Source organism: Fluviicola taffensis DSM 16823 (assembly GCF_000194605.1).
GTDB classification, from domain to species: Bacteria; Bacteroidota; Bacteroidia; order Flavobacteriales_D; family Crocinitomicaceae; genus Fluviicola; species Fluviicola taffensis.
In genome coordinates this window covers 1,511,663-1,524,995 of the sequence record NC_015321.1, presented here as the reverse complement: position 1 = coordinate 1,524,995, position 13,333 = coordinate 1,511,663, and the positions used below count along the sequence as shown (strand labels likewise).

Below are 13,333 nucleotides of genomic sequence, written 5' to 3'. Positions count from 1 at the left end.
TATCTTTACAGCGTGAAAGCAACCCTTATTATTTCGGTTTATAAAGATGTAGAGGCACTTGAAGCCGTTTTGAGATCTGTAGAAATTCAACTTGAAAACCAGTTTGAAGTAATCGTTTCTCAAGACTGTGAAGATGCTTGTTTTGATGAGTTAATTGAAAAATACAGTCAGAAACTAAGGATCAAACACCTACAACAACCAGATAATGGATTCTTGAAGAATAAAATGCTCAACAAGGCAATTCGTGCTTCTGAGAGTGATCAATTGATTTTTATTGACGGGGATTGTGTGTTACATCCACGCTTTGTTCAGCAGCACATTCAATTGATTCAAAAAGGTAGAATATGTATTGGTCGAAGAGTTGATTTGGATGCCAAAACCGCACAAAGTATTCGGAAAGGAAAAATGATTACTCCAACTATCACACAGTTATTTAAAAATAAAAGTACTCGAATCGAAGAAGGTTTCTTTTTACCTGGTTTCATGCGTAAAAAAAATCCACATTTATTGGGTTGTAACATGGGTTGGCACAAAGACGATTTGATTTTGCTCAATGGCTTCGATGAAACATATACGAATCCAGGCTTTGGAGAAGATACGGACATTGAATACCGAGCAATAAAAGCAGGAATCAAACCCTTTTCAACACGCTTTCGAACGATTCAATATCATTTATTTCACGAGCGACCTGACCGTGAAGATTTTGTAATCATCAGTAAGAATCAATTCTTGGAAAAGAAAAGTCGGAAAGATTTCCGTTGTCAGTTCGGATTAGAAACCTTGGAAAATTAATTACGAATTCGCAATTAAAAAAAGATCAGCCGCAATTGCATCAGCTAAGAGTCTTCCTTCTTGTGTTAAAACAATGATTTCATCCGTTTGAATCAACATTTTTTGTTCTTCGTAATCAATTACGATCTTTGTCCACTTCGAATTTGGTTGAATCAATTGGAATAATTTCTCCTTAGAAACACCCCATTTTGTGCGCAAACCGATTAGTAATAATTCATTGAACTGATCAAAATGGGAAAGTGTTTCAATTGTTTCAGGCAATTTTCCTTTTTGTATTTCGAGTAAATAGGCTTTATTATTTGCCTGATTCCAATACCGTTCTTTTTGGTTATATCCATGAGCGGAAGGACCAATTCCTATATAATTCGTTCCTTTCCAGTAAGAGGTGTTGTGCTTGGAATAATGCGCGTTTCGGGCAAAATTGGAGATTTCGTATTGCTCAAATCCAGCAGTTTTCAATTTAGCAACCAATAATTCAAATTGTTCTGATTGTTGATCGATTGTTGAAACGATTATTTTCCCTTCTTTCACCCAACTAGATAAAGCTGTTTTCTCTTCAACGGTAAGACAATAAGCCGAAATGTGTTCCGGATTTAGAGCGATAATTTGATCCAGTTGAGCTGCCCACGACTCCAAACTCATATTTGGTAAGCCATAAATCAGATCCAAACTCAATTCATCGAACCCAACTTGTTTGGCATTCAAAACGGCATTTAAACTTTCAGAAGCTGTATGGCTGCGATTCATCCATTTCAATTGTTGCTCATCAAACGATTGGATTCCCATGCTCAATCTATTTACGCCCAATTTCTTCCATCCTTCTAATTGTTCCAAACTACAATCATCTGGGTTACATTCTAAGGAGATTTCTACATCGGCAGAAACAGAGTAGGTTTTTTTCACTTGCTGAATTAATTGATTCAACTGCTCATTCGTCAAAATACTCGGAGTTCCACCACCGAAATAAATAGTTTCGAAAGATTCTGCTTTCCAATCTTTAGCACGCATTTCTAGTTCCGAACAAAGAGCATCAACCATTTCCTGTTTGTATGAATGATTGGTAGAGAAATGAAAATCGCAATAGCTGCATTTTTGAGCACAAAAGGGAATATGAATATAACAGCCAGCCATCAAACAAAATTACAGATTAATCCAAAGGCGCAAACAAGCAAAGCAGATTGAATTTTTCTAAAATGTTAAAAAACACTTTAAATTTTTACGGTTAAATAAAAAGATATACTTTTCAAATATGGGATTTAAAGAACAACAGGCAGCCATTCAACGAGAGCTAGATCGTTTTATCGATTTGTTGGGAATTTTGTTGCCGCGTTATTCTAAATTGCTGAATCGCAAAGATTTAACAGAAGATGAATTACACGAATTAGGTGAGCTTGAACACTTCCTAATTGGTGTAAATGGTCGAATTTCTGAAATTAAACAAGTACTCGACCAAGATGTTTACGGACATTCTTTGGACTTGTATTACAAACTGAAAGCGAAGGCAAATTTAGGAGATGAACATGCGGCAAAAAAATTAAGTCGATTACGCGATTCGTACAATGACTCCATGATAGCTGGTCAGATTATACATTGGAACTAGAGATCATTCAAAAACATTACCCAACAAAAAACCCGTCGGCCTGAGCTAACGGGTTTTTTTGTGGTTCAAAGTGTTCAAAGAGTTTAAACTATTGAACCTTTTAACTTTTTCAACTATATTTTTACGGTTTCTCTCTTGTAAAAGCAGGGATACCTGTAACATCCATTCCAGTAATCAATAAGTGAATATCATGTGTTCCTTCATAAGTAACAACAGATTCTAAATTTGCCATGTGGCGCATCATCGAATATTCACTTGTAATTCCCATTCCACCATGTATTTGGCGTGCTTCACGAGCTATATTTAGAGCAATCTCTACGTTATTTCTCTTAATCATTGAAATCATGGAAGATGTTGCTCTTCCTTCATTTCTCAATTCTCCAACGCGCAAAGTAATGAATTGAGCTTTTGTGATTTCAGTAATCATTTCAGCCAATTTCTTTTGAGTTAATTGGAAAGCGCCAATTGGAACTCCAAATTGCGTACGTTCTTTTGAGTATCTCAAAGCTTGATCGTAGCAATCCATTGCCGCACCCAAAGCACCCCAAGCGATTCCAAAACGAGCGGAATCCAAACAACTTAAAGGAGCTCCTAATCCAGAACGACCTGGAAGCAAGTTTTCTTTTGGAACTTTTACATTCACAAAAATCAATTCACCTGTTGAAGAAGCACGAAGGGATAATTTTCCATGCATTTCAGGAGTTGAAAAACCTTCCATTCCACGTTCAACAACTAATCCATGAATACGACCAGTCTCATCTTTTGCCCAAACCACAGCGATATCTGCAAAAGGTGCATTTGAAATCCACATTTTAGCTCCATTCAATAGGTAATGATCACCCATATCTTTGAAGTTCGTAATCATACTTCCTGGATCTGAACCATGGTCAGGCTCGGTTAATCCGAAACAACCCATCATTTCACCAGTAGCTAATTTTGGCAAATATTTTTGTTTTTGCTCTTCCGTACCGTATTTCCAAATTGGGTACATCACCAAAGAACTTTGAACCGAAGCAGTTGAACGCAAACCAGAATCACAACGCTCTAATTCTTGCATAATCAAACCATAAGAAATCTGATCCAAACCTGGGCCACCATATTCTTCTGGAATATAAGGTCCAAAAGCACCAATTTCACCCAATCCTTTTAACAAGTGCATTGGAAAAGTTGCCTTCTCGTAATGTTCGTCAATGATTGGGGAAACCTCTTTCTTTACCCACGCACGAGCAGCATCACGTACCAGTTTTTGCTCATCTGTAAGCAATTCATCCATCAATAAATAATCGGGATGTGAATATAAATCAGATTTCATTCGAATTTTTTTTCTATTAATCGTTGCAAATGTAATCAAATCAATGAATGAATAAAAATTGAACTATGAATTACAAAATAGTACTTTTACAAACGAATCATATTTTATTCATGCAATTAAGCGGACAGTTATTCAGAGGTTCCACGACAGATGAGGTGATGCAGCTCACTGAGCGTAGCGCGCACAATTCTGTCGCAATTATTGCTGCATTGGGTGTTTGTTTGTTATTAATTTCTGTTGCTCGCTTACGTCAGCGTGAAGTATTCTTGATTTTGGGTCAAAGCACCTTTTTTTTTCAGAGCATTACTGAAAGATACAAAAATGGCATCCGTGAAAACCCGATGACTTCCTTGTTTCTGATTCTTCAATACTTCATAATTTGCGCGATTTGCATTTATTGGTACAACCATTTTTCTTTGGCGGATTTCAGTACGTATCAAACATCGATTCTCATAGCCTTTCCGGTTATACTCTTTCTTTATCAATTTATTATCATATCATTAACGGGTACAATTACAGGATTTAAAGAAATTATTCAGGAAATGAATCAACTCACCTTTACTTTAGCACAAAGTGCTGGTATAGTGATACTCATTGAATTTATTTTCATTTATTTTCAGCCACAATTTGTGTTAGAATCAAAACTAATCATCGGTGGAACCTTTCTGTTTTTCTTGGTTTTGCGAATTATTCGTGGATTTTATCACGCCTTCCAATTGGGTGTGTCATGGTATTATATAATTTTGTACCTTTGGACGCTCGAAATTTTACCTCTTTTGATTGTCATAAAACTGGTATTCAATGATGAAATTTCAAGTTGGTTATGGTAATAATGTTCAACGCTAAAACAAAATAAACCTTGAGTATTAAAACAATTTTGGTTTCTCAACCAAAGCCGGAAGGCGAGAAATCACCGTATTTTGATTTGGCCGAAAAGTATAAGTTGAAAATAGATTTCAGGCCGTTTATTCATGTAGAAGGTGTTTCCGTTCAGGAATTCCGAACACATAAAATAGACCTAAAAGAACATACTGCTGTCATTCTTACTTCAAAAACCGCGGTAGATCATTTTTTTCGTATTTCAGAAGAAACACGTTTCGAAGTTCCTGATACAATGAAGTATTTCTGTATTTCTGAGGCTGTAGCACTTTACTTACAGAAGTATGTAACTTATCGCAAGCGTAAAATTTTCTTTGGAAAACAAACGATTGAAGAATTAGTAGATCCAATCAAAAAACACAAAGGCGAAAAGTTTTTGCTTCCGTGTACCGATATTTTACAAGATAAAATTCCATTAACATTAGAAGATGCTAAAATTCCGTTTACTAAAGCAATGTTATACAGAACAGTAGCTTCGGATTTAAGTGATTTGGAAGATGTTTACTATGATATGTTGGTTTTCTTTAGTCCTGGAGGAATTGAAAGTTTATTCAAAAATTTCCCTGATTTCAAACAAAATAAAACATTAATTGCTGCATTTGGTCCAACTACGGCAAATGCCGTGGTGAAAAATAATTTGAGATTAGATGTTCATGCCCCAATGCCAAACGCACCAAGTATGACCGCTGCTATTGAGAATTTTATAAAAGATCATAATAAGAAGAAGTGAAACTTCTGATAACTGAACAAACGTTAGTGCAGTTCAACAAAGGGAATCTCTCCGTTTTATAGAAGTGAAACTTTTGATAACTGAACAAACGTTAGTGCAGTTCAACAAAGGGAATCTCTCCGTTTTATAGAAGTGAAACTTCTGATAACTGAACAAACGTTAGTGCAGTTCAACAAAGGGAATCTCTCCGTTTTATAGAAGTGAAACTTTTGAAAAATGATCAAGCGGTAGTGCAGTTCAACAAAGAGGATTAATTCTTCAAATAACAAATATTTACGTAGGGTTGCGATACATCGCAACCCTACTCATTTAACCCCGATCAATCCAACATTCTTTTTAGCATTTCTTTGTTAGAAAGTATCTTAAAATAGTGTTCACTATTGCTTCTGATTATCGATATTTGCTAGGCGAATCGAATTTCGCTATTTTTACCATTCAAATGAGTCGTATGGCACAGAAAAGTAAAGGACAAACGGAGTCTTTTTCACCAAAACAACACAAAAGAGCAACAATTTTCTATTGGCTTTGTGCTACTTTCCCACTTTACTTTGTTGGGGCATTGCTTTTATTTCAATCAGAGGATAATTTACCACCTGTTGCCATGTTGGATAATCCACCAGAATTATTGGCTTCTGTAATCATTGCTGATGATGGTGAAACAGAATTGGGAAGATATTGGAAAATCAATAGAACTTCTGTGGAATACCGCAAGATTAGTCCGAATGTAACAGACGCATTGATTGCAACCGAAGATGAACGTTTTCATGAGCATTCGGGAGTTGATTTCAGAGCAGTTGGACGTGCAATTATCAATGTTGGTGGAGCTGGTGGAGCTTCTACAATCACCCAACAGCTTGCAAAACAATTGTATACACTTCAGCTGCGCGAACGTCAAGAACTAGCAAGACTCAATAGCGAAAATGTGGAGGAAGCTCCTGGTAGAATTGGTCGAATGTGGGGACGATTGAATGAAAAAGTACGTGAAAACATTATCGCTACTCGTTTAGAGGCTCGTTTTACAAAAGAAGAAATCATCACTATGTATTTGAATCAGTTTGATTTTTTATACAATGCTGTCGGAATTTCAAATGCTTCTAAAGTATATTTCAACAAAAAACCAATCCAACTAAAGAAAGAAGAAGCTGCTATGTTGGTTGGAATGTGTAAAAATCCAGCACTTTACAATCCTTATACCTTCAAAATCAAGAATTACCGCCTTTCATTGGCGCGAAACAAAGAAGTGAGCCCAGAATCTATAACGGAAGCCGAAATTGCAGATGCCAGAGCAAGCGATAGTCTTCGAGCATTGACTCGTCGTAATCAAGTATTGAAGCAATGGTTGAAAAATTCGGATGAAGGGAATGAAGCATTGCGCCAAAAATTGACCCAAGAAGAATACGATATTCTCAGTAAGAAACCACTGATTACAAACTATCAAATTGTAGATCATAAACGCGGGATTGCTCCATATTTCAGAGAATCACTCCGAAATGAAGTAACAAATTTATTGAGCTCGAAAAACCCAGATGGGTCTTTAATGTACAAGCGTGAAGATGGTCTTCCTTATGATATTTACAGAGACGGTTTGCGAATTTATACTACTCTGAATGCAGACATGCAAGCACATGCAGAATATGCAATGGAAAGACATTTAAAAGAAACACTTCAGCCACAATTCGACAAAAACAATAAATCTGCTAAAAACTGGCCGTTCTCTAATTCTTTATCGGATGACGAAGTGAAAAGTATCTTAAACTCTTCCATGCGTCGGTCGGATCGTTATAGAAACTTGTCAAGTTCAGGATTATCTGACGATGAAATTAAGCTTGTTTTTAATGAGCCCGTTCAAATGCGCGTTTTTAGTTGGGACGGTGAAAAAGATACCTTAATGAGTCCGATGGATTCCATGAGATACTATAAATCATTCTTACAAGCAGGATTAATTTCTATTGAACCAAGTACTGGTTTTGTGAAAGCATGGGTTGGCGGTGCAAACATTGACCATTTTGCATATGACCATGTAAGATTAGGGAAACGACAAGTTGGATCGACTATTAAACCATTTGTTTACGCTGCTGGTGTTACTATGAACGTAATAAAACCAGGTTTGGTGATTCCTAATATTTCTTACTGTGTTGATTTATATGACCCAAGTGGAAATCCAGATGGACAATGGTGTCCTCGGAATTCAGACGGAAGTAAAGCTGGAGGAACAATTTCCATTCAAAAAGGGTTATCGATGTCTAACAACAGAGTTGCAGTATATGTCATGAAGCAAATGGGGGCACTGGCTGGACCAAAAACAGTAGCAAAACTCATGCGTGATATGGACATTGAATTACGTGATTTAGATGTGGTTCCGGCGATGTGTTTAGGATCGATGGATTTATCGCTGTACGAATTGGTAGGCGCTCAATCTACATTTGTTAATAAAGGAATCTTCAATAAGCCAACAAGTATTTTGCGCATCGAAGACAGATCAGGGCATGTCATTTACAGTGCAAAAAGCATTACAAAAGAAGCCATGAACGAGAATGTTGCCTACACAATTCTTAAAATGATGAAAGGTGTTGTGCAAGGTGGTACCGCAAGTCGATTACGTGGTGGATCAGATTATGGAAATATTCCTTATCCAACTGCAGCAAAAACAGGAACTACCCAAAATAACTCAGATGGTTGGTTCGTTGGTTTGACACCAGATTTAGCAACAGGTGTTTGGGTTGGAGCAGAAGATCGAGGTGTTCGATTTAGAAGTACAGATCAAGGTCAGGGTGCTCGAACGGCCCTTCCAATTTATGGATATTACATGAATAAAATTTACAAAGATCCGAAGATTGCTATTTCAACCACGGACTTTGAAGCTCCGAAGAATTTTGATAATTCGGTGTTTAATTTAACAGGTGAAATTATTGAAATACAGGAATCAGATTCTTTAGGTATCATTCCCCCTGAAATATCTTTTTAACTATGAATAAAGTTGTAAAAAACGTTGAAGAAGCCCTTGTTGGTATAGAAGATAACATGACCTTGATGGTTGGTGGATTTGGACTATGTGGTATTCCGGAAAACTCTATTGGACAATTGGTGAAAATGGGTACAAAAGGATTGACTTGTATTTCCAATAATGCAGGTGTTGATGATTTTGGTTTGGGTTTATTGTTGCAAAACAAGCAAGTTAAAAAAATGATATCTTCTTACGTTGGAGAAAATGAGGAGTTTGAACGTCAAATGCTTTCTGGTGAATTGGAAGTTGATTTAATTCCTCAAGGATCTTTAGCTGAACGATGCAGAGCTGGAGGAGCTGGAATCCCTATGTTTTTTACACCTGCAGGTTATGGAACAGAAGTGGCTGAAGGAAAAGAAGTGCGTGTTTTTGACGGAAAGCCGCATATTCTCGAAAGCGCATTAACTGCTGATTTTGCTATTGTAAAAGCTTGGAAAGGTGATACGGAAGGAAATTTAATTTTTAAAGCCACTGCTCGCAATTTCAATCCGATGATGGCAATGGCAGGAAAAATTACAGTAGCTGAAGTGGAAGAATTGGTTCCTGCTGGAGAATTGGATCCGAATTTCATACACACTCCCGGAATTTTTGTTCAACGCATTTTTCAAGGTGAAAAATTTGAAAAGCGCATTGAACAGCGAACAGTTCGCACAAAATAAATAATCGTGTAATTAGAAAATAAGTGGCTCATTGGCCACTTTTTCTTTTTGAACTGTTTTGAAAAAATTGAAGGAACCGAAAACTTTAGATAATTTAGTAATTCATCCCTAATTAAAGCGTTTTGAATCAAACAAATACCTCTTCTAAAATAGCTACTTGGGCATTTTTCTTAGCTCTTTTGATTTATGCCATATTGAGAGCATGGTTTGTAGAACCTATTCATGATGAAGTAGCTACCTATTTTCATTACATAGAAACGGGAGAAATTAAAGGCGGTCGTTCATTGATGGATGCTAATAATCACTTATTGAACAGTTGGCTGGGAAATTTTTCATATCGTTTATTTGGAGAACATTTTTTCCTTTTTCGTTTTCCTTCGATTCTTTGCTTTTGCCTTTACTTTTGGTCCAGTAGAAAACTCACCAGTAACCTGAATTTAGGCCTTTGGGGAGAATTATGCTTTGTAGCATTGAATACGATTCCATGGATTTTTGATTATTTCAGTTACACGAGGGGTTATGGACTTGGGATTGGATTCTTCATGGCTGGTTTGTTTCAATTATCAATGTGGTTAAAAGAAAAACATACAGGACATTTAATTCTCGTACTCTTTTTCTTCTATTTGGCGGTTCTTTCCAATCTGACCTATCTCATCACGAGTTTAATGGTCATTGGTTATATCGCATTCATGACTCTTCTTCACGCCAAAAAAATAGGTGTAAAAGCACTTGTTTTTCATGGTTTTTTACTGCTCGTTTTCTGCTTTTCCATTCTTCCCCTCATTGAATTTAGTTTTGCACTAAAAGAAGCAGGAGCTCTGTATTATGGAAGTTTAGATGGACTTTGGTGGGTCACTGGAAAAACACTTTCCAAGTATATTTTATTTTACGATGCAAATTGGCTTCGAATAGCCTATTGTTTAATTGGGCTGATTGGGGCAATTATTCTATTTATCCAATGGAAAAAAGAATCGTGGGTGCAATTCCTATCCAGCACCTCTTTTTGGGTATCGATGCTGATTGGCGGGAACATTCTAGCCATCCTCATCTTGGCAAAAATCATGAAGGTAAATTACCCAGAAGATCGTGCTGCAATGTATCTTGTTCCTCTGAGCATACTAGCCTTGACGACTCTTTTTGCTCAAAGCAAGATTTCCAAATATTTTCTAGTCGTTTTAGTCTTATTTCCTGTGAGTTTCTTGGTGAAATTGAATCTGAACACTTCTATTTTTTCACCAGACGACCGAATGAGTGAAGAATTCTATACAACTGCTATGAAAGATTTGAAGCCCAATCAAACAGTTAGCATCTATCCAATTATGCAGTTAACTTATTCTCTTTTTGAGCGAACAAATCCGAATCACGTTGAGAAACACATCGGAACCGTGCAAAAAGATTTTCTTCCGAGTAGCGATTTAATTTTGACCAAAACCACTTATTTATTTTCAAAAGACGATATCAGCATGTATGATGTTGTAGCAGAAGATCCTGCTAGTACTTACATTGCTCTAAGAAGAAAAAAGCCCTTTCAACAAGTTCAATTGTTTGATTCAATTGGAAAAACGAGGGAATCGGATGATGAATACATTTCATTCTATGGCGGACCAATACGTCCAGAATGGAGAAATAAACAGATTCAAATTAATTTGAAAGGTCATTTGAAAACCGATAAGGAATTGAATGATTTCAATATGGTAGTTGCTACCAATGATTCTACAGAACAAAATTTAAGGTATGATTATCAAAATATTCGTTGGTATGTTGGGGAGAATGTTCAACAATTTAAATTGAATTATCCGTATGCTGCTAGGAATTTTAAGAACGAAGAATCCCAATTGATTATATATATTTGGAATCCGGAAAGAAAGCATTTCAAGCTTACGAATCCATCCATTGAAATTATTGAATTAAAATAAGGCATATATGGCACTAGATAAAATCGGAATTGCAAAACGAATTGCACAAGAATTAAGAGACGGTTGGTATGTGAATTTAGGAATTGGTATTCCAACGCTTGTGGCAAATTATATTCCAGAAGGAATTGAGGTTGAATTTCAATCTGAAAATGGAATCTTAGGCATGGGTCCTTTTCCTTTTGAAGGAGAAGAAGATCCAGATCTAATCAATGCCGGAAAACAAACAATCACCGCTCGCAATGGAGCAGCATTTTTTGATTCTGCGATGTCATTTGCAATGATCAGAGGACAACATGTTCAATTAACTGTTTTGGGAGCAATGGAAGTGTCTCAAAATGGGGATATTGCCAACTGGAAAATTCCAGGTAAAATGGTGAAAGGAATGGGTGGGGCAATGGATCTAGTTGCTTCTGCAGAAAACATTATCGTTGCCATGATGCACTCCAATAAGGCAGGAGAGTCAAAAATTTTGAAAACATGTACTCTTCCTTTAACAGGAGTTGGATGTGTGAAAAAAGTAGTTACTGAATTAGCTGTTCTAGAAATTAAGGATAACAAATTTCATTTGATCGAACGTGCACCAGGAGTGAGTGTAGAGGAAATCATTTCAAAAACAGAAGGAGATTTAGTTGTTCCAGATTTTGTTCCTGAAATGAGTATCTAATATTATTTCAGTTCATTCGTTATTATTGTATATGATACAAAAACTTTCTATTCTAATTCCAGCTTATAATGAAGGGCCAACCATTCATTTAATTCTAGATAAGATTCAAAAAGTTGAGCTTGAAAACGAGGTAGAAAAAGAGATTATCATTGTAAATGATTGCTCTACAGATGATACTGTTTCTCGCATCGAAGGCTATATAATAGCCAATCCAAAAATGGATATTCGGTTGTTTTCACAATCCCATAATCAAGGAAAAGGAGCCGCAATTAATCGCGCAATACAAGAATCTACAGGTGAATACATTCTTATTCAAGATGCAGATTTGGAGTACGATCCAGAGGAATATAATCTGATGTTGAAGCCTGTTTACATGGATAATGCGGATGTTGTTTATGGTTCTCGTTTCATGGGGCATCAGCCTCACCGAATTCTATTTTATTGGCATTCAAAAGGAAATAAATTCTTAACTGGACTTTCAAACATGATGACCAACCTGAATTTAACCGACATGGAAACATGTTATAAATTGATTCGATCATCTATTGCCAAAGAACTTAAAATCAAAGAAAATCGTTTTGGGATCGAACCCGAAATTACAGCCAAACTAGGAAAAAGAAAGGGACTTCGTATTTATGAAGTAGGTATTTCTTACTACGGAAGAACGTACGAAGAAGGAAAGAAAATAGGTTGGAAAGACGGCTTTAGAGCTATTTACTGTATTATCAAGTATCGGTTTATGGATTAACTCTTTTGGATAGCTTAATAATGAATCTTCTTCGACCAACGAATTGCCTTCTTTTCGATGATTTGGTAATAGCAATATGCAAATGCAATAGCTACTACAACTGCTAATACAATCGATAACCAACTAGGCAAATTCAAGTAGTTTTCATTTTTGAAGATGAAGAGAAATAAACCTCCTGAAAAACCATGTGTTAAATAAAGAGAGTATGAAAATTTGCCAAGCCATTCTATCCAAAAACCTTTAAGCTTTATCCAAAGGATGAGCACAATGCCAATACAGACAATCACAAAATCTTCCAGTGAGAAAATACTTCCTAATAGAACCAAAACACTGATGATTAGCAGATAATTAATCAATAAGTTCTTTGATTTGTAAATTTCAGAACAGGCAATTCCTGCTACAAAAAATGGAATATTGTGAATGATATCAATCTGATGAAAAAAGAAAACAGAACAAAGTGAAAGACTTAAAACAAAAGTATAAACCCACTTATTCTTTCGCATAATTAGGATTAAAAATCCAATAATACCATAAAATAAAAATTCCACTTTCAATGTTATAAAAATGGGATTCATCCAGTTTGAATGATGAAACAAATCAACTGTAAGCGTTGCATTTTCCAAAATCTGTTTCATTGAATAGGGGTAATCTCCCTTCCAAACGAATGCGAGTAAACAAATAAGAAATAATATGCCCCAGAAAGGAGGGGAAATACGTAAAAATCGCTTCTGAAGGTATCGAAAGTAGTTGTATTTTTTTGGATCAGTATTGGTTAGTGAGTAAAAGATGACAAATCCTGAAATGAGGTAAAACAGTTCTACACCCTGTGCTCCAAATTTGGAACATTCTCGAATCCATGCATTTTCAATTAAAAATTCATCACCTCTGTTAAAAGACAGCAAATGAAAAACAAGAACCATTAATGCAGCAAGTGCCCGTAAGGCTTCAATGTGGCCCAACTGTTTTGTTTCCTGTTCGAACGTGTTCATTAATTACTGAAAATTTTCAACCTTTCCTAAAAGACAAAGC

The 13,333-nt window shown here is 36.1% G+C and carries 12 protein-coding genes; 9 read left to right on the top strand and 3 right to left on the bottom strand.

Going from position 1 to position 13,333, the window contains the following annotated elements:
• Positions 1 to 12 precede the first annotated feature (12 nt).
• Positions 13 to 792, top strand: coding sequence for a glycosyltransferase (locus tag FLUTA_RS06770; protein WP_169312065.1), 780 nt, complete (start codon positions 13 to 15; stop codon positions 790 to 792).
• Here FLUTA_RS06770 and hemW read toward each other — a convergent pair whose 3' ends face one another.
• Positions 793 to 1,923: a radical SAM family heme chaperone HemW gene (hemW, locus tag FLUTA_RS06765; RefSeq protein ID WP_013686115.1), complete on the bottom strand. Its 1,131-nt coding sequence runs from the start codon at positions 1,921 to 1,923 to the stop codon at positions 793 to 795.
• Between the two features lie 118 nt (positions 1,924 to 2,041).
• Here hemW and FLUTA_RS06760 point away from each other — a divergent pair, with 118 nt between their 5' ends.
• Positions 2,042 to 2,392 (top strand): hypothetical protein, encoded by a 351-nt coding sequence (locus FLUTA_RS06760; RefSeq protein WP_013686114.1) that lies wholly within the window; start codon positions 2,042 to 2,044, stop codon positions 2,390 to 2,392.
• Between the two features lie 121 nt (positions 2,393 to 2,513).
• On the opposite strand, the gene FLUTA_RS06755 is transcribed toward FLUTA_RS06760, so the two are convergent.
• Entirely contained in the window at positions 2,514 to 3,704 is a 1,191-nt protein-coding gene (locus FLUTA_RS06755; protein ID WP_013686113.1) for an acyl-CoA dehydrogenase family protein, read from the bottom strand.
• Between the two features lie 65 nt (positions 3,705 to 3,769).
• Between FLUTA_RS06755 and FLUTA_RS06750 the strand changes: the two genes are divergently transcribed.
• From FLUTA_RS06750 to FLUTA_RS06720, 7 genes are all read left to right on the top strand, one after another.
• The gene (locus FLUTA_RS06750) at positions 3,770 to 4,534 is read left to right on the top strand and encodes a DUF4271 domain-containing protein (RefSeq protein WP_013686112.1); all 765 of its coding nucleotides are present in this window, start codon (positions 3,770 to 3,772) and stop codon (positions 4,532 to 4,534) included.
• Positions 4,535 to 4,563: 29 nt separating this feature from the next.
• Positions 4,564 to 5,313, top strand: coding sequence for a uroporphyrinogen-III synthase (locus tag FLUTA_RS06745; protein WP_013686111.1), 750 nt, complete (start codon positions 4,564 to 4,566; stop codon positions 5,311 to 5,313).
• Between the two features lie 448 nt (positions 5,314 to 5,761).
• Positions 5,762 to 8,278: a transglycosylase domain-containing protein gene (locus FLUTA_RS06740; protein WP_043024143.1), complete on the top strand. Its 2,517-nt coding sequence runs from the start codon at positions 5,762 to 5,764 to the stop codon at positions 8,276 to 8,278.
• Between the two features lie 2 nt (positions 8,279 to 8,280).
• Positions 8,281 to 8,976: a CoA transferase subunit A gene (locus tag FLUTA_RS06735; protein ID WP_013686109.1), complete on the top strand. Its 696-nt coding sequence runs from the start codon at positions 8,281 to 8,283 to the stop codon at positions 8,974 to 8,976.
• Between the two features lie 122 nt (positions 8,977 to 9,098).
• Positions 9,099 to 10,892 carry an ArnT family glycosyltransferase gene (locus FLUTA_RS06730; RefSeq protein WP_013686108.1) on the top strand — a complete coding sequence of 598 codons (1,794 nt, stop codon included), beginning with the start codon at positions 9,099 to 9,101 and terminating at the stop codon, positions 10,890 to 10,892.
• A gap of 7 nt (positions 10,893 to 10,899) precedes the next feature.
• Positions 10,900 to 11,556: a CoA transferase subunit B gene (locus tag FLUTA_RS06725; RefSeq protein ID WP_013686107.1), complete on the top strand. Its 657-nt coding sequence runs from the start codon at positions 10,900 to 10,902 to the stop codon at positions 11,554 to 11,556.
• Positions 11,557 to 11,587: 31 nt separating this feature from the next.
• Positions 11,588 to 12,304 (top strand): glycosyltransferase family 2 protein, encoded by a 717-nt coding sequence (locus FLUTA_RS06720; RefSeq protein WP_013686106.1) that lies wholly within the window; start codon positions 11,588 to 11,590, stop codon positions 12,302 to 12,304.
• Between the two features lie 14 nt (positions 12,305 to 12,318).
• On the opposite strand, the gene FLUTA_RS06715 is transcribed toward FLUTA_RS06720, so the two are convergent.
• Positions 12,319 to 13,293, bottom strand: a complete 975-nt coding sequence (locus FLUTA_RS06715) for an acyltransferase family protein (RefSeq protein ID WP_013686105.1) — start codon at positions 13,291 to 13,293, stop codon at positions 12,319 to 12,321.
• Positions 13,294 to 13,333: the final 40 nt, after the last annotated feature.

What these genes read in the sequence shown, in the direction of transcription:
- hemW (WP_013686115.1), bottom strand. Translation starts at nt 1,923, where the DNA reads ATGGCTGGCTGTTATATTCATATTCCCTTTTGTGCTCAAAAATGCAGC.
- FLUTA_RS06760 (WP_013686114.1), top strand. Translation starts at nt 2,042, where the DNA reads ATGGGATTTAAAGAACAACAGGCAGCCATTCAACGAGAGCTAGATCGT.
- FLUTA_RS06755 (WP_013686113.1), bottom strand. Translation starts at nt 3,704, where the DNA reads ATGAAATCTGATTTATATTCACATCCCGATTATTTATTGATGGATGAA.
- FLUTA_RS06750 (WP_013686112.1), top strand. Translation starts at nt 3,770, where the DNA reads ATGAATTACAAAATAGTACTTTTACAAACGAATCATATTTTATTCATG.
- FLUTA_RS06740 (WP_043024143.1), top strand. Translation starts at nt 5,762, where the DNA reads ATGGCACAGAAAAGTAAAGGACAAACGGAGTCTTTTTCACCAAAACAA.
- FLUTA_RS06735 (WP_013686109.1), top strand. Translation starts at nt 8,281, where the DNA reads ATGAATAAAGTTGTAAAAAACGTTGAAGAAGCCCTTGTTGGTATAGAA.
- FLUTA_RS06725 (WP_013686107.1), top strand. Translation starts at nt 10,900, where the DNA reads ATGGCACTAGATAAAATCGGAATTGCAAAACGAATTGCACAAGAATTA.
- FLUTA_RS06720 (WP_013686106.1), top strand. Translation starts at nt 11,588, where the DNA reads ATGATACAAAAACTTTCTATTCTAATTCCAGCTTATAATGAAGGGCCA.
- FLUTA_RS06715 (WP_013686105.1), bottom strand. Translation starts at nt 13,293, where the DNA reads ATGAACACGTTCGAACAGGAAACAAAACAGTTGGGCCACATTGAAGCC.